Annotated in this window: 26 protein-coding genes; 16 read left to right on the top strand and 10 right to left on the bottom strand. The window is 72.5% G+C overall.

Features of this window, described 5'->3' with window-relative positions; genetic code table 11:
* The first annotated feature begins 1 nt into the window (after position 1).
* The 5 genes from OG994_RS13815 to OG994_RS13795 all read left to right on the top strand — a co-directional run bounded on the left by OG994_RS13815 (position 2) and on the right by OG994_RS13795 (position 4,639).
* Entirely contained in the window at positions 2–1,162 is a 1,161-nt protein-coding gene (locus OG994_RS13815; protein WP_120328737.1) for a glycosyltransferase family 4 protein, read from the top strand.
* Positions 1,163–1,243: 81 nt separating this feature from the next.
* On the top strand, positions 1,244–1,747 hold the full coding sequence (locus OG994_RS13810; RefSeq protein ID WP_120328736.1) for a hypothetical protein: 504 nt from the start codon (positions 1,244–1,246) through the stop codon (positions 1,745–1,747).
* A 217-nt stretch (positions 1,748–1,964) separates the two neighbouring features.
* A complete protein-coding gene (gene pdxS, locus OG994_RS13805; RefSeq protein ID WP_120328735.1) occupies positions 1,965–2,882 on the top strand; it encodes a pyridoxal 5'-phosphate synthase lyase subunit PdxS in 918 nt (305 codons plus the stop codon).
* A gap of 83 nt (positions 2,883–2,965) precedes the next feature.
* Positions 2,966–3,571 carry a pyridoxal 5'-phosphate synthase glutaminase subunit PdxT gene (gene pdxT, locus OG994_RS13800; protein ID WP_120328734.1) on the top strand — a complete coding sequence of 202 codons (606 nt, stop codon included), beginning with the start codon at positions 2,966–2,968 and terminating at the stop codon, positions 3,569–3,571.
* A 318-nt stretch (positions 3,572–3,889) separates the two neighbouring features.
* The gene (locus OG994_RS13795; protein WP_120328733.1) at positions 3,890–4,639 is read left to right on the top strand and encodes a YebC/PmpR family DNA-binding transcriptional regulator; all 750 of its coding nucleotides are present in this window, start codon (positions 3,890–3,892) and stop codon (positions 4,637–4,639) included.
* 209 nt (positions 4,640–4,848) lie between these two features.
* On the opposite strand, the gene OG994_RS13790 is transcribed toward OG994_RS13795, so the two are convergent.
* The 5 genes from OG994_RS13790 to OG994_RS31575 form a co-directional block, all read right to left on the bottom strand.
* The gene (locus tag OG994_RS13790; RefSeq protein ID WP_120328732.1) at positions 4,849–5,910 is read right to left on the bottom strand and encodes an ABC transporter permease; all 1,062 of its coding nucleotides are present in this window, start codon (positions 5,908–5,910) and stop codon (positions 4,849–4,851) included.
* Complete coding sequence (locus OG994_RS13785; protein WP_120328894.1) at positions 5,907–6,800, bottom strand: ABC transporter ATP-binding protein; 894 nt, start codon at positions 6,798–6,800, stop codon at positions 5,907–5,909. Before OG994_RS13785 ends, OG994_RS13790 begins: the two co-directional genes overlap by 4 nt.
* 141 nt (positions 6,801–6,941) lie before the next feature.
* Entirely contained in the window at positions 6,942–7,625 is a 684-nt protein-coding gene (locus tag OG994_RS13780) for a response regulator transcription factor (protein ID WP_328853719.1), read from the bottom strand.
* A 44-nt stretch (positions 7,626–7,669) separates the two neighbouring features.
* Complete coding sequence (locus OG994_RS13775; protein ID WP_120328731.1) at positions 7,670–8,950, bottom strand: sensor histidine kinase; 1,281 nt, start codon at positions 8,948–8,950, stop codon at positions 7,670–7,672.
* A 13-nt stretch (positions 8,951–8,963) separates the two neighbouring features.
* A complete protein-coding gene (locus tag OG994_RS31575; RefSeq protein WP_396844621.1) occupies positions 8,964–9,356 on the bottom strand; it encodes a hypothetical protein in 393 nt (130 codons plus the stop codon).
* A 168-nt stretch (positions 9,357–9,524) separates the two neighbouring features.
* Between OG994_RS31575 and OG994_RS13765 the strand changes: the two genes are divergently transcribed.
* Positions 9,525–10,331, top strand: a complete 807-nt coding sequence (locus tag OG994_RS13765; protein ID WP_328853478.1) for a helix-turn-helix domain-containing protein — start codon at positions 9,525–9,527, stop codon at positions 10,329–10,331.
* Positions 10,322–10,534 carry a DUF397 domain-containing protein gene (locus OG994_RS13760; RefSeq protein WP_328853477.1) on the top strand — a complete coding sequence of 71 codons (213 nt, stop codon included), beginning with the start codon at positions 10,322–10,324 and terminating at the stop codon, positions 10,532–10,534. Before OG994_RS13765 ends, OG994_RS13760 begins: the two co-directional genes overlap by 10 nt.
* A 53-nt stretch (positions 10,535–10,587) precedes the next feature.
* Here the strand turns inward: OG994_RS13760 and OG994_RS13755 are convergent, their stop codons facing one another.
* Positions 10,588–10,983, bottom strand: coding sequence for a DoxX family protein (locus tag OG994_RS13755; protein ID WP_240032937.1), 396 nt, complete (start codon positions 10,981–10,983; stop codon positions 10,588–10,590).
* Positions 10,984–11,176: 193 nt separating this feature from the next.
* On the opposite strand from OG994_RS13755, the gene OG994_RS13750 reads away from it, so the two are divergent.
* The gene (locus OG994_RS13750) at positions 11,177–12,100 is read left to right on the top strand and encodes an RNA polymerase sigma-70 factor (protein ID WP_328853476.1); all 924 of its coding nucleotides are present in this window, start codon (positions 11,177–11,179) and stop codon (positions 12,098–12,100) included.
* A 65-nt stretch (positions 12,101–12,165) separates the two neighbouring features.
* On the opposite strand, the gene OG994_RS13745 is transcribed toward OG994_RS13750, so the two are convergent.
* Together OG994_RS13745 and OG994_RS13740 are read right to left on the bottom strand one after the other, a co-directional pair.
* Positions 12,166–13,116, bottom strand: a complete 951-nt coding sequence (locus OG994_RS13745; RefSeq protein ID WP_328853475.1) for a permease prefix domain 1-containing protein — start codon at positions 13,114–13,116, stop codon at positions 12,166–12,168.
* Positions 13,113–13,454 carry a PadR family transcriptional regulator gene (locus OG994_RS13740; RefSeq protein WP_120328726.1) on the bottom strand — a complete coding sequence of 114 codons (342 nt, stop codon included), beginning with the start codon at positions 13,452–13,454 and terminating at the stop codon, positions 13,113–13,115. The genes OG994_RS13745 and OG994_RS13740 overlap by 4 nt, the downstream gene beginning before the upstream one ends.
* Positions 13,455–13,661: 207 nt before the next feature.
* Here OG994_RS13740 and dnaE point away from each other — a divergent pair, with 207 nt between their 5' ends.
* On the top strand, positions 13,662–17,195 hold the full coding sequence (gene dnaE, locus OG994_RS13735; RefSeq protein WP_328853474.1) for a DNA polymerase III subunit alpha: 3,534 nt from the start codon (positions 13,662–13,664) through the stop codon (positions 17,193–17,195).
* A gap of 102 nt (positions 17,196–17,297) precedes the next feature.
* Here dnaE and OG994_RS13730 read toward each other — a convergent pair whose 3' ends face one another.
* The gene (locus OG994_RS13730; protein WP_328853473.1) at positions 17,298–18,521 is read right to left on the bottom strand and encodes a DUF418 domain-containing protein; all 1,224 of its coding nucleotides are present in this window, start codon (positions 18,519–18,521) and stop codon (positions 17,298–17,300) included.
* A gap of 140 nt (positions 18,522–18,661) precedes the next feature.
* Between OG994_RS13730 and OG994_RS13725 the strand changes: the two genes are divergently transcribed.
* The 7 genes from OG994_RS13725 to OG994_RS13695 all read left to right on the top strand — a co-directional run bounded on the left by OG994_RS13725 (position 18,662) and on the right by OG994_RS13695 (position 25,447).
* Positions 18,662–19,420 carry a TetR/AcrR family transcriptional regulator gene (locus OG994_RS13725; protein WP_328853472.1) on the top strand — a complete coding sequence of 253 codons (759 nt, stop codon included), beginning with the start codon at positions 18,662–18,664 and terminating at the stop codon, positions 19,418–19,420.
* 107 nt (positions 19,421–19,527) lie between these two features.
* A complete protein-coding gene (locus OG994_RS13720; RefSeq protein WP_328853471.1) occupies positions 19,528–20,568 on the top strand; it encodes an aminotransferase class V-fold PLP-dependent enzyme in 1,041 nt (346 codons plus the stop codon).
* Positions 20,569–20,819: 251 nt separating this feature from the next.
* Entirely contained in the window at positions 20,820–21,581 is a 762-nt protein-coding gene (locus tag OG994_RS13715) for an ABC transporter ATP-binding protein (RefSeq protein ID WP_120328717.1), read from the top strand.
* Positions 21,568–22,260: an ABC transporter ATP-binding protein gene (locus tag OG994_RS13710; protein ID WP_328853470.1), complete on the top strand. Its 693-nt coding sequence runs from the start codon at positions 21,568–21,570 to the stop codon at positions 22,258–22,260. The genes OG994_RS13715 and OG994_RS13710 overlap by 14 nt, the downstream gene beginning before the upstream one ends.
* A 45-nt stretch (positions 22,261–22,305) precedes the next feature.
* Complete coding sequence (locus tag OG994_RS13705; protein WP_328853469.1) at positions 22,306–23,556, top strand: ABC transporter substrate-binding protein; 1,251 nt, start codon at positions 22,306–22,308, stop codon at positions 23,554–23,556.
* Positions 23,553–24,434, top strand: coding sequence for a branched-chain amino acid ABC transporter permease (locus OG994_RS13700; protein WP_328853468.1), 882 nt, complete (start codon positions 23,553–23,555; stop codon positions 24,432–24,434). The genes OG994_RS13705 and OG994_RS13700 overlap by 4 nt, the downstream gene beginning before the upstream one ends.
* Entirely contained in the window at positions 24,431–25,447 is a 1,017-nt protein-coding gene (locus OG994_RS13695; RefSeq protein ID WP_328853467.1) for a branched-chain amino acid ABC transporter permease, read from the top strand. The genes OG994_RS13700 and OG994_RS13695 overlap by 4 nt, the downstream gene beginning before the upstream one ends.
* A gap of 64 nt (positions 25,448–25,511) precedes the next feature.
* Here OG994_RS13695 and OG994_RS13690 read toward each other — a convergent pair whose 3' ends face one another.
* Entirely contained in the window at positions 25,512–26,108 is a 597-nt protein-coding gene (locus OG994_RS13690) for a hypothetical protein (RefSeq protein ID WP_328853466.1), read from the bottom strand.
* Positions 26,109–26,638: the final 530 nt, after the last annotated feature.

Below are 26,638 nucleotides of genomic sequence, written 5' to 3'. Positions count from 1 at the left end.
CGTGCGGATCGGCATCGTGTGCCCGTACTCCTTCGACGTCCCGGGCGGGGTGCAGAACCACGTCATGGACCTCGCCGAGGCGCTGATCGCGCTCGGTCACGAGGTCAGCGTGCTCGCGCCGGCCGACGAGGACTCGCCCCTGCCGCCGTACGTGGTGCCGGCGGGCCGGGCCGTGCCGCTGCCGTACAACGGCTCGGTGGCGCGGATCGCGTTCGGGCCGGTCTCCACGGCCCGGGTGCGGCGGTGGATCACCCGCGGCGAGTTCGACGTCCTGCACGTGCACGAGCCGCTGACGCTGAGTCTGTCGCTGCTCGCCGTCCTCTCCGCCCGGGGGCCGGTGGTGGCGACGTTCCACACCGCGATCACCCGGTCCCGGGCGCTGGCGGCCGCCCAGGGCGTGCTCCAGATCGTGCTGGAACGCATCACGGCCCGCATCGCGGTCAGCGCGCTGGCCCGGAAGGTGCAGGTGGAGCACCTCGACGGGGGCGCCGTGGAGATCCCGAACGGTGTGGCGGTCGCCAAGTTCGCCGACGCCGAGCCGCTGCCGGGGTGGCCGGGGGAGTGCGGTCCGGGCACCGGGGGCGCGCTCGGCTTCCTCGGCCGGTTCACCGAGCCGCGCAAGGGCTTCCCGGTGCTGCGCGACGCGTTCGTCGAGCTGGCGCCGCGCCGTCCCGGGCTGCGGCTGCTGGTGGCCGGTCCGGGGGACCGCGACGACCTGTACGACCAGTTCCCGGCGTCGCTGCACGACCGGGTCACGTTCCTCGGGTTGGTGTCCGAGGAGGACAAGGCCCGGATGCTGCGCAGCGTGCACCTCTACGTGGCGCCGAACACGGGCGGGGAGTCCTTCGGGATGATCCTCACCGAGGCGCTGGCGGCCGGTACGACGGTGGTCGCCAGTGACCTCGACGCGTTCCGCCGGGTGCTCGACGGCGGCCGCGCCGGTCGGCTGTTCCCGACCGGGAACCCGGCGGCGCTGCGGGACGCGCTCGCCGAACTGCTCGACGACCCGGGCGCGCGGGCGGAGTTGACCGCGTGCGGCGACCAGGTGGTGGCGACCTTCGACTGGCCCGTGGTGGCCCGGCGGGTGCTGGAGGTGTACGCGGCGGCGATCGAGGCCACCGACGGGCGGGTCATCGACGAGGAGTGGGTCGGGCTGGGCTGACCGGACCGCGCCAGGCGAGTGGGTGACCGGATCCCCCGCCGCCGGCCCGGCCCGGCGGGACGGGAACGGAGCAGCACTACGATGCCGGGCATGTGGTGGGCGGTGGGCGCGGTCGTGGCCGTCGGGCTGCTGTCGGCGTACCTCGTCTGGACCGCGGGACGGGTCGAGCGGCTGCACGACCGGGCGGAGCTGGCGGCGCGGGCCCTCGACGCCCACCTGCTGCGCCGGGCGGCGGCGGCCGCGGTGCTGGCGGAGCGGCGCTACGGCGTGGAGCTGTACGCGGCGGCGCGGATCGCGCTCGACGCCCACCCGGACGAGCGGGAGGCCGCCGAGAACGACCTGACCCGCCAGTTGCGGGCCGTGCAGCTCGACCCGGCCGACCCGGACTGCGAGGCCGTCATCGCGGCGAGCCGCCGCCTCGCGCTGGCCCGGCAGGTGCACACGGATCTCGTCCGTGACGCCCGGGCGGCGCGGGGCCGTCCGCTCGTACGCCTGTTGCGGATGGGGCGCGGCCGGGAGTGGCCGCGCTACTTCGACATCGACGACCCGACGCTGACGGTGCCCGCCGACGTCCCCACGGCCTGACCCCCACCCTCCCCGCGATCTTGCACTTTGTGCCCCGGCATATCGGGCATAACGGTCAAACGTGGGGCCGAAAGTGCAAGATCGCGGGGGGAGGGGCGGCCGGTGACACCGGACACAGTGCAGGCCACCGTGGGTCTGATTGGCTGTCGGAGCGGCGTTGACCCGGGCGTAGCATTTCCGCTGTCACCCCCCGAGCACGTCCGAGGAGCGATAACCCGTGCCCGACACCACCTCTGAGAACACCAGCACCAGCCCCGTCGTCGGCACCGCCCGAGTGAAGCGCGGCATGGCGGAGATGCTCAAGGGCGGCGTGATCATGGACGTGGTCAACGCCGAGCAGGCCAAGATCGCCGAAGACGCGGGAGCCGTCGCGGTGATGGCGCTGGAGCGGGTGCCCGCGGACATCCGCGCCCAGGGCGGCGTGGCCCGGATGAGCGACCCCGACATGATCGAGGGCATCATCAACGCGGTCTCCATCCCGGTGATGGCCAAGGCCCGCATCGGCCACTTCGTGGAGGCGCAGATCCTCCAGGCCCTCGGCGTCGACTACATCGACGAGTCCGAGGTGCTGACCCCCGCCGACTACGCCAACCACATCGACAAGTGGGCGTTCACCGTCCCGTTCGTGTGCGGCGCGACCAACCTGGGCGAGGCGCTGCGCCGGATCACCGAGGGCGCCGCGATGATCCGCTCCAAGGGCGAGGCCGGCACCGGTGACGTCTCCAACGCCACCACCCACATGCGCAAGATCCGGCAGGAGATCCGCCGGCTCCAGTCGCTGCCCGCCGACGAGCTGTACGTCGCGGCCAAGGAGCTCCAGGCGCCGTACGAGCTGGTCAAGGAGGTCGCCGAGACAGGCAAGCTGCCCGTGGTGCTCTTCACCGCCGGCGGCATCGCCACCCCGGCCGACGCCGCCATGATGATGCAGCTCGGCGCCGAGGGCGTCTTCGTGGGCTCCGGCATCTTCAAGTCCGGCAACCCGGCCCAGCGCGCCGCCGCGATCGTCAAGGCGACGACCTTCCACGACGACCCCGACGTGCTGGCCAAGGTCTCCCGTGGCCTCGGCGAGGCGATGGTCGGCATCAACGTCGACGAGATCCCGCAGCCGCACCGCCTGGCCGAGCGCGGCTGGTAACGGCGACCAGGGGCCCCCTCTTCGACGTGTCCGGTCGGGGAGGGGGCCCCTTCCAACGGGTGGATGTGGGAAGGAGCGGTGCGATGAGCGAGGCACCCGTCATCGGTGTGCTCGCCCTCCAGGGCGACGTACGCGAGCACGTCGCGGCGCTGGCCGCCGCGGGAGCGCAGGCGCGACCGGTCCGCCGCCGGCAGGAGTTGGACGCCGTCGACGGGCTGGTGATCCCCGGCGGCGAGTCGACCACGATCAGCAAGCTGGTGGACGTCTTCGACCTGCGCGAGCCGATCGACAAGCGGATCGCCGGAGGGATGCCCGTCTACGGCTCCTGCGCCGGCATGATCATGCTGGCCACCGAGGTGCTGGACGGCCGGCCGGACCAGCGCGGGTTCGACGGGATCGCCATGACCGTCCGCCGCAACGCCTTCGGCCGGCAGGTCGACTCGTTCGAGGCGCCGGTGCGGATCAGCGGCGTCGACGGCGACCCGTTCCACGCGGTCTTCATCCGGGCGCCCTGGGTCGAGCGGGTGGGTGACGGCGTCGAGGTGCTCGGCCGCGTCGACGAGGGCCCGGCGGCCGGGCGGATCGTGGCGGTGCGCCAGGGCAACCTGCTGGCCACCTCGTTCCACCCGGAGCTGACCGGCGACCGGCGGCTGCACCGCTACTTCGTGGACCTGGTGCGGGCCGCCTGACCTGGGCTTCCGCGGCCGCCGTGCCGCCCGCGCGGGCGTACGCGTCGCCCGCCGTCACCGCGTCCGGGCCGCCGGGCCGGGCATGGAATCCGGTTCCCGGGCGTTGTGTCTGCGGGTACGCCCGCAGGCCCCGACGACGTCCCCGGCGGTGACCGGGTGTGACACGCGCGGGCACGGGCTCGGTAGGATTGCCGCGGTTCGGCAGCGCCAACCGCCCGCGTGGCGTTTCCCGCGGGAGCCGACCGGCCGCCGGATCGGAGTGGCATTTGATCGGCGTGGCAGTCGACGCAGGCGTGGAACGACAGACGGAGGTAGCAGATGTCCGGCCACTCAAAGTGGGCGACCACCAAGCACAAGAAGGCCGTCATCGACGCCAAGCGCGGCAAGATGTTCGCCAAGCTGATCAAGAACGTCGAGGTGGCGGCGCGGACCGGCGGCGGTGACCCGGCGGGTAACCCGACGCTCTACGACGCCATCCAGAAGGCGAAGAAGAACTCGGTCCCCAACGACAACATCGAGCGCGCGGTCAAGCGCGGCTCCGGCCTGGAGGCCGGCGGCGCCGACTACCAGACGATCATGTACGAGGGCTACGGCCCGAACGGCGTGGCCCTGCTCATCGAGTGCCTGACCGACAACCGCAACCGGGCGGCCACCGAGGTGCGGACGGCGCTCACCCGCAACGGCGGCTCGTTCGCCGACGCCGGCTCGGTGTCGTACCTCTTCTCCCGAAAGGGCGTGGTGATCGTCCCGAAGGCGGGCACGACTGAGGACGACGTGATGATGGCGGTCCTGGACGCCGGCGCCGAGGAGGTCAACGACCTCGGTGAGGCGTTCGAGGTGGTCTCCGAGCCGGGCGACCTCATCGCGGTGCGCACCGCGCTCCAGGACGCCGGCATCGAGTACGAGTCGGCCGAGTCCTCGCTGATCCCGAGCGTCAACGTCCCGCTGGACGAGGAGGGCGCTCGCAAGATCTTCAAGCTCATCGACGTGCTCGAGGACTGCGACGACGTGCAGAACGTCTACGCGAACTTCGACGTGTCCGACGAGATCATGGCGGCGGTCGGCTGAGCCCGGGTGCTGCGGCTGCCGGCCGGCTGGGACAGCGTCCCGTGCTGACCGGCGGAAGGTTCTGACAACCGACGTGGCGGTGTCCCGAAGCGGGACACCGCCACGTCGCCGTCCGCGGCCACCGAGGGAGCGGCCGGGCGCCACCCGCGGCACGCCCACCGGTCGGCACGGCGCTCAGCCCACGCCGCGCCGACCGGTCGCCACGGCGCTCAGCCGACCGTCTCCCGGGACCGCCACGCCGCCCGGATCGAGGTGCGGCCGTTGGTGCGCAGCAGCGCGCCCTCGTACACCCGCGCGCCGGCCAGCAGGAACGCGGCGGCCGCGACGAGCAGCAGGACGAGCGCCAGCACCGGCTCCCAGACGGCCGCGTCACCGGTGAACAGCCGCAGCGGCATCGCGGTCGGCGAGGAGAACGGCAGGTAGGACAGGAACCGCATGGCCGTGGCGTTGTCGTTGAGGAAGACGACCGCGAAGAACGGCAGCATCACGGCGAGCTGCACCGGCGTGGAGACACCGGCGATGTCCTCCTGCCGGTTCACGAGCGCCCCGGCCGCCGCCCACATGGCCGCCACGAGCACGAAGCCCAGCAGGAAGAACGGGATGAACCAGCCGATCGCCGGGCCGAGCAGCGGGAGCAGGCCCCCGGCGTCGGAGAAGGCCATGCCGGCGACCGCCACCAGGGCGACCAGGGCGATCTGACCGAGGGCCAGCACCGTGCCGGCGACCAGCTTGCCGGCCAGCAGCGCCCGGACGGGCACCGCGGCCACCAGGATCTCGACGATGCGGGTCTGCTTCTCCTCGACGATGCTCTGCGCGATCTGGACGCCGAACACCTGCGAGGTGATGAAGAAGATGAACGCGAAGACGAACGGCACCAGGAACGCGGCCACGGGGTCCACGGCGTCCGGGTCGAGCAGGCGCACCGGGGGTTGGGTGCTCAGGGCGTTCACCACGTCGTCCGGGGCCTCGTCCAGGGCGAGGACGGTGGGGCCGGAGACGACCGCGGCGTCCACCTCCCCGTCGCGGACGGCCTGCTCGGCGGCCCGGTCGTCGGGCACCGTCCGCACCTCGAGGCCGGCGTCCCGCAGCGGGCCGGCGGCCTGCGCCGTGACGGCCACGGACGACGGTCCGCCGGACAGCAGCGGCGGCAGGACGGTCGCCGCCGCGGCGATCAGCAGGAAGAGCAGGGTGCTGAACAGGAAGGTCCGGTCGCGCAGCTTGACCCGGATCTCCCGGGCGGCGACCAGGCGCGTGGCCTGCACGGTGTTCACTGGGCGACCTCTCGGAAGATCTCGGTGAGGGAGGGGGTGACCGGGCGGAACGCGCGTACCGGCCCGCGGGCCAGCGCCGCCCGCAGCACGGGCTGCTCGTCGGCGCCGGGCGCGAGGTCGAAGACGGCGCGGGCGCCGTCGAGGTCGACGAGGGTCACCCCGGGCTCGTCGCGCAGCCACCCGGCGTCGGTGTCCACCACCAGCTCGAAGCGGGGCGAGGTGTACGTGCGGCGCAGCTGCTCCCGGCTGCCCGCGGCGCGGATCATCCCGCCCGCGATGATCACCAGGTCGTCGCAGAGCCGCTCCACGACGTCGAGCTGGTGGCTGGAGAAGAGCACCGGGACGCCGGCGGCGGCCCGCTCCCGCAGCACGCCGACGACGGTGTCCACGGCCAGCGGGTCGAGGCCGGAGAACGGCTCGTCGAGCACCAGCACCTCGGGGTCGTGGACGAGCGCCGCGGCGATCTGGGCGCGCTGCTGGTTGCCCAGCGACAGCGTCTCCAGCAGGTCGTCGGCGCGCTCGGTGAGGCCGACCCGTTCCAGCAGCGCGTCGGTGGACCGCCGGGCGGCCTCGGCCGTCATGCCGTGCAACCGGCCCAGGTGGACCACCTGCTCGCGCACGCTCATCTTCGGGTAGAGGCCGCGTTCCTCGGGCATGTAGCCGAAGCGGCGGCGGGCCTCCCGGCTCACCGGCGCGCCCTGCCAGGTCACCTGGCCGGCGTCCGCGGCGAGCACGCCGAGGATGATCCGCATGGTGGTGGTCTTGCCGGCGCCGTTGCCGCCGACGAAGCCGGTCATCCGGCCGGCCGCCACCTCGAACGACACGTTCTTGAGCGCCTGACGGTCGCCGAAGCTGCGGTCGACGCCGTCCAGGCGGAGCACACTGGTCACGGCGACCACGCTAGAAGCCGCGCCCGCGGCTGCCGTCCGCCGCCGGACGGAGACCACGGTCCGTCCGGCGGGGGAGGCCGGCGGGAGGGTGGTCAGCCGCCGGGCGAGGCCGGCACGTGGTCGGCCGTCGCGGGCCGGGGCTCAGCCGCCGGGGCGGACCACCCCGTGCTCGTACGCGAACACCACCGCCTGCACCCGGTCGCGCAGGTCCAGCTTGGCGAGCACCCGGCTCACGTGCGTCTTCACCGTCGCCTCGCCCAGGTGCAGCTCGTCGGCGATCTCCGCGTTGCTGGCGCCACGGGCGAGCAGGACCAGGACCTCCCGCTCGCGGGGGGTCAGCTCGGCGAGCGCGGCCTCGCCCGCCGCACGGCCGGGGCCGGTCTCGCCGCCGGGCCGGGCGAACGTGGCGATCACCCGCCGGGTGAGTTCCGGGGCGAGCAGCCCGTCGCCGCGGGCCACCACCCGGATCGCCTCCACCAGGGCCTCGGGGGTGCCGTTCTTGAGCAGGAAGCCGCTGGCTCCCGCGCGCAGCGCGGCGAACAGGTAGTCGTCCCGGTCGAAGGTGGTGAGGATGAGCACGGCCGTGCCGTCGGCCGAGTCGGGAGCGGTGATCCGGCGGGTGGCCTCCAGGCCGTCCATCCCGGGCATCTCCACGTCCATGAGCACGACGTCCGGGCGCAGCGCCCGGGTCATGCCGACCGCCCGTTCGCCGTCGGCCGCCTCGCCCACCACCTCGATGTCGTCCTCCACCTCGAGGATGACGCGGAACCCGGTGCGCACCAGATGCTGGTCGTCGGCGAGCAGCACCCGCACGGGCCGGTCCACGCCGGGAGTCCCGCCGGCGATCGGGCCGCGGGCGTCAGGGGCGCTCACGCCGCCTCCGCCACGGCGACCGCCAGCGGGAAGCGGGCGCGCACCCGCCAGCCGCCGCCCGTGCGGGGGCCGGCCTCCAGGGTGCCGCCGTGCGTGGCGACCCGCTCGCGCATCCCCACCAGGCCCAGCCCGTCCGGGTTGGGCGGGCGGGTCGGCCGTCCGTCGTCGGTCACGTCCACCTCCACCTCCTTGGCCAGGTACCGGAGCCGCACGTCGAGCACCGTGGCCCCGCTGGCGTGCTTGATCACGTTGGTGACCGCCTCCTGGACGACCCGGTGCACCGCCTGGGACACCGACTCCGGCAGCGGCACCGGATCGCCGTACACCCCGAGGGTCGCGCGCAGCCCGGCGTCGCGGGCCCGTTCCACCACCGCGGCCACCTGGTCGACGCCGGCGGGCGGCGCGACGGGCTCCGGGGTGCCCTCGCCGGCGCGCAGCACGCCGAGCATCCGCCGCAGCTCGTCGACGGCGGTGCGGGCGGTCTCCTCGATGGCGGTCAACGCGGCCCGGGCCTTCGTGGCGTCCTTGTCGAAGACCCGCCGCGCGGCCGACGCCTGGACTCCCATCACCGACACGTGGTGGGCCACCACGTCGTGCAGCTCGCGGGCGATGCGGACGCGTTCGCCGATCACGGCCCGCCCGCGGGCCTCGGCCTGCGACCGGCGCAGCTCCTCGGCCCGCTCCACCAACTCGTGCTGGCGCCGGGCCGCGAGCCACGCGGTCTCGCCGAAGAAGTACGCGACGCCGAAGTACAGCCCGTTGATCAGCACCCCGCTCACGATGGCGGCCAGCACCGGCGGCACGGGGCCGACCGCGCGGGCGAACGCGTCCGGCGGGATGCTGCCGACCGTGACCGCGTAGTAGACGCCCAGCCAGGCGAACATCGTCACGATGATCCCCACGCGCAGCCGGCGCGCCAGCCGGCGGTTCGGACCCCACGCGCCGAGGGTGTAGAGCGCCGCGAACAGGGCCCAGGAGGAGAGCTGCGTCTCCGGTGCGGACCGGGCCTGGGCGGCGATGAAGACGGCCGACACGACCAGCGCCGTGACGGCCGGCCAGCGGCGCCGCCAGATCAGTGGCAGCGTCCCCGCGACGGTCCAGAAGACCTGCTCCGGCCCCGACGGCGGCGGCCCGAGCAGGAACGCGCCGGTGCTGCGGGTCAGGGTGAGGCTGAACAGGGCCAGCACCGTCACTGCCAGCCCGCCGTACAGGTCGAGGCGGCGCTGCTCCGGGGTCGGCCCGGGGCGGCGCCACTGGTCGCCGGTCGTGGTGGTCACCTGACAAAGACTCTCACCCCGCGGGCCGTCGGTGTCCGGGTGCCCGGCCAGGGCGTACGCCGCGGGACCGAGGTGGGGGAGCGGCGGTGGCCGCCCGGTCGAGCAGCCGGTCCACCCGGCCGCGCTCGGCGTCCGCCCCGACCGGCCGTGTCCAGGCCACGAAACGCGCGAACAGTTCCGCCGGGTCGGGCGGCTGGGGACGCAGCCGCAGCCAGTCGCCGGCGGCCTCGTGCAGCAGCACGCACAGGTAGACCGACAACCCGACCGGGTCGTGGGCGTACTCGACGCGCAGCGCCAGCTTCGCCGGCTGGCACGGCCACGGCGCGGCGCAGACCCGGCAGCGCCACGCCGGCCGCGCGGCCACGTGCCGGCGCGTCCCGGTCACCGCGTCCTCCGGGGTACGCACCCCACCTGACCGCCCATCCCGGCCTCCTCCTCGTCGCGCCTGCTCACACTCTGCTGGCCGGGCGACTACCGTCGGGAGGCATCGACGGGTCACCATCCGGTGGTGCCGTCGCGGCGCGCTCCGGTGGGGTCCGGTGGCGGACGCCGGTGGAACCGTGGTGGAGGTGTGATGGGCGACGCGCCGCTGTCGACGCTGGAGTTCCTGGGCGGCGAGCTGCGCCGGGCCCGCCGGGACCGCGGGCTCAGCCAGGAGGAGCTGGCGCAGCGGATCAACTACTCGTCCTCGCTCATCGGCATGGTGGAGATCGGCCACCGGACCCCGTCGCAGGACTTCGTGGGCCGGGTGGACGCCGCCCTGGAGTCCGGTGGCTTCTTCGAACGGCTGCTCGCGCTCGTCCGCGTCGACGCCGCGCCGCCGTGGCTGCGGGAGTGGATCTCCGTCGAGGCGGAGGCGACGCTGATCCGCTGGTTCGAGCCGTCGCTGATCCCCGGCCTGCTCCAGACCGAGGCGTACGCGCGGGCGGTGCTGACCGGCGGCGGCATGCTGCGCGACGCGGAGGTGGAGCAGCGGGTGACGTCGCGGCTGTCCCGCCAGGCCGTGCTGACCCGGGAGTCGCCGCCCGAGGCCGTGTTCGTCGTCGACGAGGCGGCCCTGCGTCGCCGGATCGGCAGCCCGGCGGTGATGGCCGAGCAGTTCGCGCACCTGCTTCGGGTCACCGAACTCCCGCACGTCGATCTGCTCGTGGTGCCCGCCGACGCGGGGATGCACGCGGGGCTGGCCGGGGCGTTCATCCTGGTCCGGACCGCGGAGGGCGGCGAGGTGGCGCACGTCGACACCCCGCTGCGCGCGCACGTGAGCGACCGCTCAGACGACGTTGATAGCCTTCAACGCAGGTGGGAGAGCCTGCGGGGAGAGGCGCTGCCCCGCCGGGCGTCCCGGGAACTCATCGGGGAGGTGGCGGAGACATGGACCTGACCGGCGCGGTCTGGCGGAAGTCGACCCGCAGCGACAACGGCGGGTCCACCTGCGTCGAGGTCGCCACGAACCTGGCCGGCGTGGTCGCCGTACGCGACAGCAAGGACCGTGGTGGGCCGGTGCTGGCCTTCGGCCCCGCGGCCTGGACCGGCTTCCTCGCCGCGGCCACCAGCGGCGCGCTGCGTCGGCGCGGCGACCGGTAGCCCGACCGGTAGCCCGTGGGCTCCGGCCGGGCGCTCCTGCGGGCGCGCCCGGGTCAGCCGGTGAACGGCTCGGGGCCGAAGCGGCCCCAGGCCACGAAGACGGCGAGGGCGAGATAGACCAGGTCGGGCACGATCGTGGCCCGCTCGCCCCGGCGCAGCCGCATGGTGGCGGCGCCGACGAACAGCGCCGCCACACAGGTGGCGGTCACGGGCACCAGCACCGGCGCGATGTCGAGCACGGCGGGCAGGACGAGACCGGCCGCCGCCAGGAGTTCGAGGGTGCCGATGACCCGGAGGGCGCCGGGGCTGAAGTCCAGGACCCATTCGCCGGCGTGGCCCACCGACGCGATCCTCTCCCGGGGCACGAACATCTTCGAGGTGCTCACCAGCAGGACGGCGGCGAGCAGGCCGGTGACGATCCACAGCGCGGTGTGCAGCGTGAGGTTCACGGGGTCTCCTTCGATTACCGGGGCCGTCCGCGCGGGGGTCCGCGCGGCTGCCCGTCGGCATGGAGATGCCGGCGCCCCGGTCCTCGTGACGGCGTTGCGGTGTGGTCCACGCCACGGCCGCCGGCTGTCACACGGGGGTGGGGAGCGGCATCGTGTGGGTGGCAGAGTCGACGGGGAAGGGCGGGAGCCGGCCATGGACGAGCGATCAGTGGACACCGCCGGGCCGCGTGAGGAGCGGGCGGACACGGCCACCGAGGTGTTCCTGGCCCACCGCAACCTGCTGTTCACCGTCGCGTACGAGATGCTCGGCTCGGCCGCCGACGCCGAGGACGTCCTCCAGGAGACCTGGCTGCGGTGGGTGGGCGTCGATCTCGACGGGGTGCGGGACCGGCGGGCGTACCTGGTGCGGATCACGACCCGGCAGGCGCTGATCCGGCTGCGGGCGCTGCGCCGCCGGAGGGAGTCCTACGTCGGGTCCTGGTTGCCCGAGCCGCTGTTGACCACGCCGGACGTGGCCGAGGACGTCGAGTTGGCCGACAGCGTCTCGATGGCGATGCTGCTGGTGCTGGAGACGCTCACGCCGACCGAGCGGGCGGTGTTCGTGCTGCGCGAGGTGTTCGACCTGGACTACGACGAGATCGCCGGCGCCGTCGACAAGAGCCCGGCGGCGGTCCGCCAGATCGCCCACCGGGCGCGGGCGCACGTCGCGGCGCGCCGGCCCCGCGGGACGGTCTCCCCGGAACAGACCCGGGGCGCGCTGGAGGCGTTCCAGCGCGCCGTCGAAACGGGTGACCTGCAGAGCCTGCTGGACATCCTCGCGCCGGACGTCGTCCTCGTGGGTGACGGCGGCGGCGTCAAGCAGGCCGTCCTGCGCCCGATCGTGGGGGCCGACAAGGTGGCCCGCCTGCTCACGGCCGGGCTGCCCCGGGTACCGGACGGGGCGTCGCTGCACCCGGCGCACGTCAACGGGCACCCGGCGCTGATCCTCCGGGTCCACGGCGAGGTCGACACCGTCGTGGCGGTGCGCGTCGACGACGGCCTCGTCACCGGGCTCTACGCCGTCCGCAACCCGGAGAAGCTGTCCCACGTGGAGCGGGAGACCGTGGTGAGCCGCTGAGGCCGACGCCTGCACAGGCCGCGGCCCGGCACCCCAGGGGGTGCCGGGCCGCGGCGCTGGTGCGGTCAGTGCCGGTTGCGGTACGCCTTGATCGCGCTGTCGGCGATGTCCCAGAGCACGACCAGGACCGTGCCGGCGATCACGATCGTGGCGATCGTGTTCAGGTTCTCCTCACGGCTGAGCCATTCCCAGCGGTTCACGAAGGCCGGGTTGAGCAGGCGGTCGGTCCACATCAACCACACCACCGGGACCGCGAACGCGAGGTCCACCACGATGTTGGCCGCGACCAGCGGCCACGTCCACCGCCCGGCCCGGTACTTGGCGACCTCCAGGCCCACGTTCACCGCCAGGACGGCCATCAGGAACGGCAGCCAGAAGCTCCACAGCGCCGGGTCGAGGAGCGGCAGGTTGCCGCCGTCGTCGGTGGGCACGAACGAGCGGAAGTGCTGCAACGGCAGGTACGCGATGACCAGCACCAGCCAGCCGATGGCGGCGGCGGCGTCGACCAGGGTGATCTGCCGGTTGACGTGGTCCTCGGGGAGCTGGTCGACCGTCCAGGCCGGGAGGTTCAAGCTGGTGTTGGTCCGTTCGAGCACCGCGAAGACGAGGGTGACCCAGAAGGCGATGTGGATGGCGGTCTGGAGGCCGGTGGCGATGCCCTCACCGATCGCGCCACCCGGGTTCTCCCCGTCGGTGGCCTCCAGGACGCCGACGACGATGCCGACCGTGGCCGGCACGAAGCTGAGCAGCAGCTTCATGAGCCGTTCCCAGGCCAGGTAGTAGGTGGGGCCGATGAGCTGGAGGCGCCGGTCGGCGTAGCGGGCGGCGAGCTGCGCCGGGTTGCCCAGCTCGGTGAGGACCTCGCGCTCGGCGGTCGCGGGGTCGCGCCCCTCCGCGCGGCGGCCGTCGATCATGTCCTCGATCGAGCCGCGCAGCTCGGTGGCGATCTCCTCGCGGCGTGCGGCCGGCACGGCCCGCAGGGTGGCGGCAAGGTAACGGTCGGTCAGAGAGCTCATCGCTCCACTCCTTCGATCAGGCCGGTGAGAGAGGTCTGGACGTCGGCCAGGTCGTCGAGGAGCCGCTGGAGCACGCTCTCGCCCTCGTCGCTGGTCCGGTAGAACTTGCGCGGCCGGCTCTCCTCGGTGTTCCACTCGCTGGTCAGCAGCCCCTGTTCCTCCAGGCGGCGCAGCAGCGGGTAGAGCGTGTTGGCGTCCACCGGGAAGCCGTGGCCGGTGAGCCGTTGCAGCAGTGCGTAGCCGTAGTCGGGACGGCGCAGGGCGATCAGGCTCGCCACCACGACCGTGCCGCGTCGTAGCTCCTGGAGGTGGGTCCGGAGGGTCTCGTCGCTGACCATGCGTCACACCATACTGTGTGCCACACACTAATGTCCAGCCCCATATCGTCGTGCGCCCGACAATGATGTGGGGGCGGCCCCGGCGGCGGCGCCGGACGAGACGCGGACCACCCTCGGCGCGGACGGTGGAGCCGCGGAGTTGACCTCGGTAGGGTGGGGTCCGGTCGGCTCCGACCGTGCAAGATCCATAGCTGGGGGGCGCCACGCATGGGCGATTCGTTCGCGCATCTGCACGTACACACCGAGTACTCGATGCTCGACGGAGCGGCCCGCCTCAAGGACCTGTTCGCCGAGGTCAGCCGCCAGGGGATGCCGGCGGTGGCGATGACCGACCACGGCAACATGCACGGCGCCAACGACTTCTACAAGCAGGCGACGGCCGCCGGGGTCAAGCCCATCCTCGGCATCGAGGCGTACGTCGCGCCGGAGTCGCGCTTCCACAAGCAGCGGGTGCGGTGGGGTCGGCCCGAGCAGAAGAGCGACGACGTCTCCGGTAGCGGTGGCTACACCCACATGACGATCTGGGCCCGCAACAAGGTCGGCCTGCACAACCTGTTCAAGCTCACCACCCGGTCGTACACCGAGGGCTTCTTCGTCAAGTGGCCGCGCATGGACGCGGAGCTGCTCGCCGAGCACGCCGACGGGCTCATGGCGACCACCGGCTGCCCGTCGGGCGAGGTGCAGACCCGGCTGCGCCTCGGCCAGTACGACGAGGCGCTCAAGGCCGCCGCGAAGTTCCAGGACATCTTCGGCGAGGAGAACTACTTCCTGGAGATCATGGACCACGGCATCGACATCGAGCGCCGGGTCCGCCAGGAGCTGCTGGAGATCGGCCGGAAGCTCGACATCCCGCCGGTGGTCACGAACGACTCCCACTACACGCACGAGTCGCAGGCCGAGGCGCACGACGTGCTGCTCTGCGTGCAGACCGCGGCGAACGTGGCCGACCCCAACCGGTTCAAGTTCGACGGCAGCGGCTACTACATCAAGTCGGCCGACGAGATGCGCGCCGTCGACTCGTCCGACGTGTGGCTGGAGGGCTGCCGCAACACGCTGCTGGTGGCCGAGAAGGTCGACCCGGCCGGCATGTTCGAGTTCCGCAACCTCATGCCGCGCTTCCCGGTGCCGGAGGGGGAGACCGAGGAGTCCTGGTTCCGCAAGGAGACCTTCAAGGGCCTGCAGCGCCGCTTCCCGAACGGGATCCCCGAGACCCACCTCAAGCAGGCCGAGTACGAGCTGGGCGTCATCATCCAGATGGGCTTCCCGTCGTACTTCCTCGTGGTCGCCGACTTCATCCAGTGGGCCAAGAGCCAGGGCATCGCCGTGGGCCCGGGCCGTGGCTCGGCCGCCGGCTCGCTCGTGGCGTACGCCCTGGGCATCACCGACCTGGACCCGCTGCCGCACGGCCTGATCTTCGAGCGGTTCCTGAACCCCGAGCGCGTCTCGATGCCGGACGTCGACATCGACTTCGACGAGCGCCGGCGCGGCGAGGTCATCAAGTACGTCACCGAGAAGTGGGGCGAGGACAAGGTCGCGCAGATCGCGACGTTCGGCACGATCAAGGCGAAGGCCGCGATCAAGGACTCGGCCCGGGTGCTCGGCTACCCGTACGCGGTGGGCGACCGGATCACCAAGGCGATGCCGCCCGCGGTGATGGGCAAGGACATCCCGCTGTCGGGCATCTTCGACCCGAAGCACCCGCGTTACGCCGAGGCCGGCGAGATCCGGGGCCTGTACGAGTCCGACCCGGACGTCAAGAAGGTCATCGACACCGCCCGCGGCATCGAGGGCCTGATCCGGCAGACCGGCGTGCACGCCGCCGGCGTGATCATGTCCGCCGAGCCGATCATCGAGCACATCCCGCTCATGCGCCGCGACGCCGACGGGGCCATCATCACGCAGTTCGACTACCCGACGTGCGAGTCGCTCGGGCTGCTGAAGATGGACTTCCTCGGCCTGCGCAACCTCACGATCATCGACGACGCGCTGAAGAACATCGAGAGCAACCACGGGCGCACCGTCGACCTGCTCCAGCTTCCGCTCGACGACAAACCGACGTACGAGCTGCTGGCCCGGGGCGACACCCTCGGCGTGTTCCAGCTCGACGGCGGGCCGATGCGCTCGCTGCTGCGGCTCATGAAGCCGGACAACTTCGAGGACATCTCCGCGGTCCTCGCGCTCTACCGGCCCGGCCCGATGGGCGCGAACTCGCACACCAACTACGCCCTGCGCAAGAACGGCCTCCAGGAGATCACCCCGATCCACCCGGAGCTGGCCGAGCCGCTCGAGGAGATCCTCGGCCCGACGTACGGCCTGATCGTCTACCAGGAGCAGGTGCAGCGCGCCGCGCAGAAACTCGCCGGCTACAGCCTCGGCCAGGCCGACCTGCTGCGCCGGGCGATGGGCAAGAAGAAGAAGGAGGTCCTCGACAAGGAGTTCGTGCCGTTCCGCGACGGCATGCGCCGCAACGGCTACTCCGACGAGGCCATCCAGACGCTCTGGGACATCCTCGTCCCGTTCGCCGACTACGCCTTCAACAAGGCGCACACCGCCGGCTACGGCCTCGTGTCGTACTGGACCGCGTACCTCAAGGCCAACTACCCGGCCGAGTACATGGCGGCGCTGCTCACCTCGGTGGGCGACGACAAGGACAAGATGGCGCTCTACCTGTCGGAGTGCCGCCGGATGGGCATCCAGGTGCTGCCGCCGGACGTGAACACCTCCGCCGGGCCGTTCACCCCGGTGGGCAGGGACATCCGCTTCGGCCTGGCCGCCATCCGCAACGTCGGCGCGAACGTCGTCGCGGCCGTCATGCGCTGCCGGGAGGAGAAGGGCGAGTACACCGACTTCTACGACTTCCTGTCGAAGGTGGACGCGGTGGTCTGCAACAAGAAGACCATCGAATCGCTCATCAAGGCCGGCGCGTTCGACTCGCTCGGGCACACCCGCAAGGGGCTGCTCCAGGTGCACGCCGACGCCATCGACGCGTACGCCGACGTCAAGCGCAAGGAGGCCACCGGCCAGTACGACCTGTTCGGGGCCGGTTTCGGCGACGTGGAGGCCACGGCCAGCAGCACCGTCATGCCGGTCATCGGCGAGAGCGAGTGGGACAAGCGCGACAAGCTGGCGTTCGAACGGGAGATGCTCGGCCTCTACGTCTCCGACCACCCGCTGTTCGGCCTGGAGCACATCCTCAACGCGGCCGCGGACACCAGCATCGCGGCGCTCGCGGAGGAGGGCGGTGTGCCGGACGGGACAGTGGTCACCGTCGCCGGGATCCTCTCCGGCGTGCAGCGGCGGGTCACGAAGCAGGGCCGCGCCTGGGCGTCGGCCACCCTGGAGGACCTCGCCGGCGGGGTGGAGACGCTCTTCTTCCCCAACACGTACGAGGTGATCGGGCAGTACATCGCCGAGGACGCCATCGTGGTGGTGAAGGGGCGGGTGGACCGCCGGGACGACACGCCGCGGATCATGGCGATGGACATGTCGATGCCGGACATCAGCGCCAGCGCCGCGAACAAGCCGGTGACGCTCACCATCCCGGTGACCCGGTGCACCCCGCCGCTGGTCGAGCGGCTCAAGGAGACCCTCGTGCTGCACCCCGGCGACGCCGAGGTGCACGTCAAACTGCTCAACGGCAGCAAGACCACCACGCTGCGCCTGGGCCCGTTCCGGGTGGCCGCCACCACGGCGCTCATGGCCGACCTGAAGAGCGTGCTCGGCCCGGCGAACGTGAGCTGAGCCGGCCGCGGCGCGGCCGAGATCGCGCTCGATCCATGATGTCGTGGCCTCCGGGTCGCACGGAGGCCACGACATCCATGTTCGAGCGCGATCGTCACGCGGCTAGCGTCTTCCGTACGCCAGCCGCCGGAGCAGCACCTCGGCGGGCCCGCGCCGGCCGCGGACGTGCATCAGGTACGCGCCGACGAGCGTGCCCAGCCAGACGAGCACGGCGCAGCCGGCGGCCACGAAGAGGGGGCTGCCCAGCCGGTCGCCGAGCGCGAGGGCGAACGGGGACGCCAGCACCAGCCAGGCGACGGACTGCACCAGGTAGCCGCTGAGCGAGCGCCGGCCCAGGGCGGCGAGCGCCGTGATCGGCAGGTGCCGTCGGCTCCCGGCCGGCCACGTCGACGCCCGGAGGGCGAGCAGGCCGAAGAGTGCCGCGTAGCCGATGCCGCCGAACAGGCCGGCCGACTCGTACAGCAGCTTCACGTACCCCGCGGTGTCGGCGTCGACGTGGAGGAACCCACCGGCGAGCAGGCCCATCGGCAGGCCACCGAGGACGGCCACGGTGAGGCCGACCAGGGCGGCGCGGCGCAGCAGCCGGCGGTGTGTCGCCGGCTCGTCGAGCAGCCGGCGGCGGGCGGCCCAGGCGCCGATCCAGATCCAGAGGATCATCGGCAACATGGTGAGCACGGTCGCCGGCCACTCGGCGGCACGGGCCGCGAGTGACGCGAGGTAACTGGTCTCCGTCACCGACGGGAAGTCGCCGGTCGGCACTCCGACGGGGTCGCCGGTGCCGCCCGCCAGGCCGCGGACCACCAGCGCGCCGAGCACGAGCACGAAGGCCGCGGCGAGGAGCAGGTAGGCGGGCGCGAGGCGGTGGACGCGGTCGCCCCTGCGCAGCAGGACGAGGGTGAACACGATCCCGATGAGGCCGTACGCGCCCAGGACGTCGCCGGAGTACAGCAGCAGGCCGTGTGCCAGGCCGAAGAGGAACAACCAGGCGTTGCGGCGGAGCAGCAGCGTGCGGACGGTCCGCGGTGGGCGGCCCGCCTCGTCCTGGTGGCGGGCGAACTGGACGAGCCCGTAGCCGACCATCATCGCGAACAGCGGCAGGGCGCGGGCGTGCACGAAGAGGACGAGCAGGACGTTCCAGAGCCGTTCGAGGCCGTGCGGTGTCGGATCCACCCCGGGTACGGAGGCCAGGAACACCCCCGCGGCGTTGGCCAGCGCGATGAGCAGCAGCATGGCGCCCCGGGCCAGGTCCGGCGCGAGGATGCGTCGCCCACCGGAGACCGGTGCCACCGCTCCCGGCCCGGCGGGCGTCGTCACGTCGATCGTCATGGTTCCTCCCCCTCGTTGGCGCGAGGCGCTAACCATACGGCATAAACTATATGGCGTAAACAAAAGCCTGCCGGGGCGTGGCAGCGCAGGGGCGCTGGGCAGAATGGGATCCGCATCGGGCGCGGAGGCGGAGGTCGATCATGGACGACAAGGTTCCGGTCGGGCTCGCCCGGTTGTGGCGACTGCCGACCGAGTCCCGGCTCGGCCGGCCCGCCGAACTGGACGTCGAGCAGGTCGTCCGCGCGGCCGTGGAGCTGGCCGACCGCGATGGGCTGGCCGGCGTGACGCTGGCCAAGGTGGCCAAGGAGCTGGGCTACACGACGATGTCGCTCTATCGGCACGTCGGCTCCAAGGAGGAGCTGCTCGTGCTCATGGGCGACGCCGCCACCGGCCCCGCCCCGGACGTTCCCGCCGGCCCCGCGCAGTGGCGCGCCGGCCTGCGCCAGTGGGCGTACGGCATCCGCGCCCGGCACGCCCGACACACCTGGCTGCCGCACGTGCCGATCAGCGGCCCGCCGAGCGGGCCCAACGCCGTGAGCTGGATGGACGCCTGCCTGCGCGCGCTGCGCGGCACCGGGCTCGACTGGGGCCAGAAGGTCGGCATCATGACCCTGCTCTCCGGCTACGTGCGCAGCTCCTCCCAACTCAGCCTCGACATGGCCGAAGGGCGCCGGGGAAGCGGCCTCGAACAGCCCCAGGTGGAGCAGGCGTACGGCCGGGCCCTCGCCGGCCTCGTCGACGCCGAACGCTTCCCCGAGGCGGCCGCGCTCTTCGCCTCCGGGCTGTTCGAGGCGCCGCCGCCCAGCGACCCGGAGCTGGCCGACTTCGAGTTCGGCCTCGACGTGATCCTCGACGGCGTCGCCGCCGCCATCCGCGCCGCGGAGCACGTCGGCTCCTGACCGCCCGGGTGACGCGAGGACCGCGGCGCGGGCCGCCGGTGAGGGGAAGGCCGCCAGAACCCGATTGGCAGTCCAGCCGGGGCGGACCTCGGCGTTAGCGTCGAGACGTGGAACTGATCGAGGCGCAGAAGCTGTGGCAGCCGGAACCCGGCTGGTTGAACACCGCGAGCTACGGGCTGCCGCCCGAACCGGCCTGGACGGCGTTGCAGGACGCCCTGGCCGACTGGCGGGTCGGCCGGACCTCGTGGGAGGGCTGGGACGAGTCGACAAACCGGTGCCGCGCCGCGTTCGCCCGGCTGGTCGGCGGCGTGCCCGTGGCGGACGTGGCGATCGGCAGCACCGCGTCGCAGCTGCTCGCGCCGGTGGCCGCGGCGCTTCCGTCCGGCGCGACGGTCGTGGTGCCCGAGGTGGAGTTCACCTCCAACCTCTTCCCGTGGCTGGCGCAGGCCGGGCGCGGCGTGCACGTGCGCACCGTGCCGCTCGCGCGCCTCGTCGACGCCATCGACGCCGGCACCGACCTGGTCGCGTTCAGCCTCGTGCAGTCCGCCGACGGCGCGCTCGCCCCGTACGACGAGGTCGTGGCCGCGGCCCGGGCGCACGGCGCGCTGGTCGTGGTGGACGCCACCCAGGCCGCCGGCTGGCTGCCGTTCGACGCCTCCCTTGCCGACGCGGTGGTCGTCTCGGCGTACAAGTGGTTGATGGGTCCGCGTGGCGCGGCGCTGGCCTACCTGGCCCCCGAGCTTCGGGAGCGGCTGCGCCCGGACGCCGCCGGCTGGTACGCGGGCCGCGACCCGCACGCCTCCTACTACGGCCCGCCGCTGCGGCTGGCCGACGAGGCCCGCCGTTTCGACATCTCGCCGGCCTGGTTCTGCTGGGTCGGCATGGCGCCCGCGCTCGACGTGCTCCTCGACGTGGGCCTGCCGGCCATCCGCGACCACGACGTGGCGCTGGCCAACCGGCTCCTCACCGGGCTCGGCCAGCCGCCGGGGGAGAGCGCCATCGTGACCGTCGAGGTGCCCGGCGCGCAGGAGAAGCTGGAACGGGCGGGCGTGCGGGCCGCGGTGCGGGCCGGCCGGGTGCGCGCCTCGTTCCACCTCTACTCCACCCAGGAGGACGTCGACCTCGCCCTGGACGCGCTGACGAGCTGAGCGGGCCCGCCGCGTGCGTGCCGCACCCGCGGAGGCGACTCATCGATGTGGATGGCCCACCCGGGCGGAGGCCCGCGGTGGGCGTCCCGCCCCGCAGGGTGTGGTGCGGGATCACGCTTCGATGCATGGGAATGTGTGGGGCATCGACATGGCTCGACTCGCCGGCCCCGCCGTACGTTTCCTGAACGCGACGGCCATGTGACCACGGTCACCCATCCGGTCGTCGCCTTCAGACGGCGGAGGACATGGCGATGGCCGGGCAAGCGCTCCTGTCGGCTCGCGGGCTGACCCGCGACTTCCGGGGCTTCCGGGCGGTGGACGGCGTCGACCTCGACGTCGCGCCGGAGAGCGTCCACGCGCTCGTGGGTCCCAACGGCGCCGGCAAGACCACGCTGTTCAACCTGCTCACCGGCTTCCTGCGGCCCACCGGTGGGCGGATCGAGCTGGCCGGGCGGGACGTCACCGGGCTGCCGCCGGAGCGGGTGGCCCGCCTCGGCGTCGCCCGCTCCTTCCAGATCACCAGCCTCTTCCCGCAGCTCACGGCGCAGGAGCACGTCGAGTTGGCGTTGCAGTCGCCGAGCGGGCTGGGCTGGCGGTTCTGGCGCTCGGCGAAGCTGATGCGCCGCTACCACGACCGCGCGGCCGAGCTGCTCGACATGGTCGGGCTCGCCGACCTCGCCCACGCCCCCTCCGAGGCGCTGGCGTACGGGCGCAAGCGGGCCCTCGAACTCGCCATCGCGCTCGCCCTGGACCCGAAGGTGCTGCTGCTCGACGAGCCGACCGCCGGCATGGGCCTGGAGGACGTCGACCGCACCGTCGAACTCATCGCCCGCGTACGTCAGGGCCGCACCGTCGTCATGGTCGAGCACAACATGAGCGTCGTCGGCCGCCTCGCCGACACCGTCACCGTGCTCCAGGCCGGCAAGGTCCTCGTCGAGGGCCCGTACGACGAGGTCCGCGCGGACGAGCGCGTGATCACCGCCTACCTGGGAGCCGCCGATGCTGCGCGTTGACAGCCTGTCCGCCTGGTACGGGGAGGCGCAGGTGCTGCGGGACGTCAGCCTCGGCGTCGCCGCCGGCGAGGTCGTCACCCTGGTCGGCCGCAACGGCGCCGGCAAGTCCACCCTCCTGCGGTGCGTCATGGGGCTGCACGCCGGCCAGCGCGGCACGGTGGAGCTGGACGGGCGGGACATCGGCCGGCTGCCGGCGCACCGCCGGGCCCGGCTCGGGCTCGGCTGGGTGCCCGACGACCGGGGCAGCTACGCGACGCTGAGCGTCGCCGAGAACCTCACGCTGCCGCCGACCGTCGGGCCCGACCCGTGGTCGCTGGAGCGGGTGTACGAGGCGTTCCCCGCCCTGCACGCCCGGCGCGACTCGCCGGCCACCACCCTGTCCGGCGGTGAGCAGCAGATGCTCGCCCTGGCGCGGGTGCTGCGCATGGGCGCCCGGCTGCTGCTCTGCGACGAACCGACCGAGGGGCTCTCCCCACTGCTCGTGCAGCAGGTCGGCGACCTGCTGCACGAGGCCAAGCGGCACGGGGTCACCGTGCTGCTGGTCGAACAGAACCTGCACTTCGCCACCGGCGTCGCCGACCGGCACTACCTGCTGGCCGAGGGACGCGTCGTGGAGGCGATGGACAACTCCGAGGTGCGCTCCCGGGAGCGCGAACTGCTGTCGTACCTCGGGATCTGATGACGGCTGCTGACCGCGCGACGGTGCGCGGATGGAGGGAATGGCATGCGTAGGACCGTGGGTGTGGCCGCGGCGTCGGCCGTGGTGGTGTTCGCCGCCGGCTGCGGTGGCGGCGGGCCCCAGTCGGGCGGGGACCAGAAGCTGACCGGCGACAAGATCGTGCTGGGCGTGCTCAACGACCAGTCCGGGGCGTACTCCGAGCTGTCCGGCCGGAACTCGGTCACGGCCGTGGAGATGGCCGTGGCCGACTTCAAGGCGAAGTACGGCGACAAGGCGGTGACGAAGAACATCACCGTGGAGACCGCCGACCACCAGAACAAGCCCGACATCGCCAACACCAAGGCCGCCGAGATGTACGACCGCAAGGGCGTCGACCTCATCCTCGACGTGCCCACCTCGTCGGCGGCGCTCAAGGTGGCCGACGTGGCCAAGGAGAAGAAGAAGCTCTACTTCAACATCGGCGCCGCCACCACCGACCTGACCGGCAAGAGCTGCAACAAGTACACGTTCCACTACGCGTACGACACGTACATGCTGGCCAACGGCACGGGCAAGGTGACCACCGAGCAGGTGGGGAAGAACTGGTACATCCTGTACCCGAACTACGCCTTCGGCCAGGACATGGAGAAGAGCTTCTCCGCGGCCATCACGGCCGCCGGCGGAAAGGTCGTCGGCAAGGACGGGGCGCCGTTCCCCAACACCAGCGGCGACTTCTCCACGTTCCTGCTCAAGGCCCCCACGCTGAACCCCAAGCCGGACGTGCTCGGCACCATGCAGGCCGGCGCCGAGCTGGTGAACGTGGTGAAGCAGTACAACGAGTTCAAGCTGCGGGACAAGGGCGTCGGCCTCGCCGTCGGCCTCATGTTCATCACCGACATCCACTCGCTCACCCCCGCCGCGCTGGCCGGCACGACCTACACCGACGCGTGGTACTGGAACTTCGACGAGCAGAACCGCGCGTTCGCCGACCGCTTCCAGTCCGAGACCGGCACCCGGCCGTCGTTCGCGCACGCGGCCAACTACTCGGCCGCCCTGCAGTACCTGGAGGCCGTGCAGGCCGCCGGCACCGACGACGCGGACACGATCGTCAAGGGACTGGAGGGCAAGGAGGTCAACGACGTCTTCCTGCGCAACGGCAAGATCCGCGCCGAGGACCACCGGGTCATCCACGACGCGTACCTCGCCCAGGTGAAGCCGCAGTCCGAGGTCACCGAGCCGTGGGACTACGTGAAGGTGCTCAAGACCATCCCGGCGGCGGAGGCGTTCGCCGCCCCGTCCCCGGACTGCACGCTGTGACAGGCTTCCTGCAGAACACGTTCAACGGGTTGGTGAGCGGGGCGTTCTACGCCCTGCTCGCCCTCGGGCTCGCCGTCATCTTCGGCATGCTGCGGGTGGTCAACTTCGCCCACGGCGCCTTCTACATGCTCGGCGCGTTCGGCGCGTACGTCCTGCTCACCGAGGCGGACGTGCCGTTCTGGGCGGCGCTGGTCATCGTGCCGGTCGGCCTGGGGCTGCTCGGCATGGCGCTGGAACGGGCGTTCATCCACCGGCTCACCCGGCTCGACCCGCTCTACAACTTCCTGCTCACGTTCGGGCTGACGCTCATCCTCCAAGACCTCGTGAAGCTGCGGTACGGCGTCCAGTCCAGCCCGTACGCCACCCCGTCGGCCCTCAGCGGCTCGGTGAACCTCGGGCTGTTCGACTTCCCGACGTACCGGGTCTTCATCCTCGGCTTCGCCGTGCTGGTCTGCGTCGCGGTGTGGTGGCTGCTCAGCCACACCCGGCTCGGCATGGTGGTGCGGGCCGCCACCGAGCGGCCCGAACTCACCCGGGCGTTCGGCATCAACGTGGGCCGCTGGGTCACCCCGGTCTTCGGCTTCGGCATCGGCCTGGCCGGCCTGGCCGGGGTGCTGGCCGCCCCCATGCGCGCCGTCAACCCGCTCATGGGCGCCGACCTCATCATCGTGGTGTTCGCGGTGGTCGTCATCGGCGGGCTCGGCTCGATCTTCGGCTCGGTGGCCGCCGGGTTCGGCATCGGCCTCGTGCAGGCCTGGGGCGAGGCGTACCTCTCGGACTTTCCGATCGTGTCCCAGACCGTCGTGTTCGTCGTGATGGCCGTCGTGCTGCTCTGGCGCCCGGCCGGGCTCTTCGGCCGTGAGGAGGCACCGGCATGACCAGCACCGTCGACACCCCGGCCGACGCCACCCGCCCGGCACCGCCGTCCGGCCTGCTCACCGTGGCCCGCGCGCCCGGCTGGGTCCGGTACGCGCTGCTCGCCGCCGGCCTGATCGCCGCGCTCTGGCTGCCCAACGGGCTCTACCCGGCGGTGGCCGTGGACATCCTCTGCTGGGCGCTCTTCGCCGTCGCCGTGGACCTGCTGCTCGGCTTCACCGGGCTGATGTCCTTCGGCCACGCCGCCTTCTGGGGCGCCTCGGCGTACGTCACCGGGCTCGTCGCGATCCACGCCGGCCTGCCGTTCCCGGCGGCCGTCCTGGCCGGGGCGCTCGCCGCCGCGGTGCTCGCCGTGCCGATCGGCTACCTGGCCGTGAAGCGCACCGGCATCTACTTCGCCATGGTCACGCTGGCGTTCGCGCAGATGGTCTACTACGTGGCCAACGAGTGGCGCTCGGTCACCCGCGGCGAGAACGGCCTGCAGGGCGTGCCGCGGTCCCTCTTCGGCCTGGACCTCTCCGACGACTACTACTTCTACTACGCGATCCTGCCGATCGTGCTGCTCGGCCTCGCCGCCGCCTGGCGGATCGTGCACTCGCCGTTCGGGCGGGTGCTCGTCGGCATCCGCGACAACCCGGCGCGGGCCCGGGCGCTCGGCTACCCGGTCCACCGCTACAAGCTCACCGCGTTCGTGCTGTCCGGGTTCATCGCCGGGCTCGGCGGCGGGCTGTTCGCCGTGGGGCACCGCTTCGTCTCCCTCGACGTGCTGCACTGGACCACGTCCGGCAAGGCCGTCGTCGTCGTGGTGCTCGGCGGGATCGGCACGCTCTGGGGCGGGGTGCTCGGCGCGGCCCTCGTCGTACGCCTGGAGGACTGGCTGTCGTTCTCGAACTTCGAGGCGATCGGCCTGGTCACCGGCGGGATCTTCGTCCTCGTCGTGCTGCTGTTCCGGCACGGCATCTGGGGCAGCGCCGAGGCGCTGGCCCGACGCTGGTGGACGTCCCGGAAGCGCTGAGGTCGGCGGCGGTCGGCGGACACGACGATGGCCGGCACCTTGGGTGCCGGCCATCGTGTCGTTGTCAGCTGTTCCAGTGCTGGGCGACCAGGTCGGCGGCCTGCTGCTCCCACTGGGCGTAGGCGTCCGGGTAGGCCGACACCTGCACCGTCTGCGCGGCGTCGGTCAGGGGCATGTCCTGCCAGCCGTCGACCTGCTTCAGACCCTTGAGGAACGCCATCGTCGAGTACTCCGGATCGGTGATCTGCTCCGGCGTACCCCAACCCGAACTCGGGCGCTGCTGGAACAGGCCCAGCGAGTCGTGGTCGTTGGCGTCACCGAGGTGGCCCAGGTTCTCCAGCTTCGACTCCTGCAGGCTCGTCGCGATCGCGATGACCGCCGCCCGCTCGTCCATACCGGACTTCTTCGTCGCCGCGATGATCGCCTTGACGTTCGCGGTCTGCTCGTCGTTCAGCTCGATACGCGACTGCGCACCCTGGGTGCCGTGCGGGATCAGCTTCGCCGTGTCCACGCCCGGCTTGTCCGCCTGCAGCACCGCCACCGGCCGCGCGTCGACCGCGTGGTGCTCGTTGGTGTGGGCCGCGATCGGGCCACCGACCACGCCACCGGCGAACGCCAGACCAGCGATACCGAGCACGCTCTTACGCAGGATCGTGTTCATGATGAAAGCTCCTCGGGGGTGAAGGTCCACGCCCGTTCGGGGGATCGGGGCGTGGATCTCGGGGGACGAGCACACGGGTGCGCTCGAAGGGGGAAAGTCTCGGGGTTCCGCGGCGCGTGGTGGGCGGGGGTGCCGCACCGGGCCGGGTCCGTGTCCAACGACCCGGGGCCGACCGTCATTCCCGGCGCGAGGCCGGGTGACGCGACGCCCTACCGGGGCCGTGGATCGGGATTCAACGACCGGCGGCCGGCCATCATTCCCGGGACCTCACCTGTGCCGGCGGGCCACCGGGGCCGGGGGCCGTGCTGCCTCGGCCGTCAGGGGTGTTCAACGACCCCGGCCCGCCCACGATTCCGGCCCCAGGGTGCCACCGACCACACCCCAAACCACCCAGAGGGCCACCGGCTGACACCCCAAACCGTCCACAACCGGACACCCGGCGATCGCTCGCCCGCGCGGTCCGTGGGCACTGTCCGGCTCCTTTAGAACTGAGTCGTCTACGACATCACCCGGCCGCCCGCAGGCGCGTT

The sequence above is a fragment of the Micromonospora globbae genome (genome assembly GCF_036184225.1).
GTDB classification, from domain to species: domain Bacteria; phylum Actinomycetota; class Actinomycetes; order Mycobacteriales; family Micromonosporaceae; genus Micromonospora; species Micromonospora globbae.
Note: the sequence above shows the minus strand (reverse complement) of the source record. Positions and strands in the feature narration are given on the sequence as shown.

Bases quoted from the DNA above. Each gene is read 5' to 3' on its own strand.
- OG994_RS13810 (WP_120328736.1), top strand. From the start codon at position 1,244: ATGCCGGGCATGTGGTGGGCGGTGGGCGCGGTCGTGGCCGTCGGGCTG.
- pdxT (WP_120328734.1), top strand. From the start codon at position 2,966: ATGAGCGAGGCACCCGTCATCGGTGTGCTCGCCCTCCAGGGCGACGTA.
- OG994_RS13795 (WP_120328733.1), top strand. From the start codon at position 3,890: ATGTCCGGCCACTCAAAGTGGGCGACCACCAAGCACAAGAAGGCCGTC.
- OG994_RS13765 (WP_328853478.1), top strand. From the start codon at position 9,525: ATGGGCGACGCGCCGCTGTCGACGCTGGAGTTCCTGGGCGGCGAGCTG.
- OG994_RS13760 (WP_328853477.1), top strand. From the start codon at position 10,322: ATGGACCTGACCGGCGCGGTCTGGCGGAAGTCGACCCGCAGCGACAAC.
- OG994_RS13750 (WP_328853476.1), top strand. From the start codon at position 11,177: ATGGACGAGCGATCAGTGGACACCGCCGGGCCGCGTGAGGAGCGGGCG.
- OG994_RS13745 (WP_328853475.1), bottom strand. From the start codon at position 13,116: ATGAGCTCTCTGACCGACCGTTACCTTGCCGCCACCCTGCGGGCCGTG.
- OG994_RS13740 (WP_120328726.1), bottom strand. From the start codon at position 13,454: ATGGTCAGCGACGAGACCCTCCGGACCCACCTCCAGGAGCTACGACGC.
- dnaE (WP_328853474.1), top strand. From the start codon at position 13,662: ATGGGCGATTCGTTCGCGCATCTGCACGTACACACCGAGTACTCGATG.
- OG994_RS13730 (WP_328853473.1), bottom strand. From the start codon at position 18,521: ATGACGATCGACGTGACGACGCCCGCCGGGCCGGGAGCGGTGGCACCG.
- OG994_RS13725 (WP_328853472.1), top strand. From the start codon at position 18,662: ATGGACGACAAGGTTCCGGTCGGGCTCGCCCGGTTGTGGCGACTGCCG.
- OG994_RS13715 (WP_120328717.1), top strand. From the start codon at position 20,820: ATGGCCGGGCAAGCGCTCCTGTCGGCTCGCGGGCTGACCCGCGACTTC.
- OG994_RS13710 (WP_328853470.1), top strand. From the start codon at position 21,568: ATGCTGCGCGTTGACAGCCTGTCCGCCTGGTACGGGGAGGCGCAGGTG.
- OG994_RS13705 (WP_328853469.1), top strand. From the start codon at position 22,306: ATGCGTAGGACCGTGGGTGTGGCCGCGGCGTCGGCCGTGGTGGTGTTC.
- OG994_RS13695 (WP_328853467.1), top strand. From the start codon at position 24,431: ATGACCAGCACCGTCGACACCCCGGCCGACGCCACCCGCCCGGCACCG.
- OG994_RS13690 (WP_328853466.1), bottom strand. From the start codon at position 26,108: ATGAACACGATCCTGCGTAAGAGCGTGCTCGGTATCGCTGGTCTGGCG.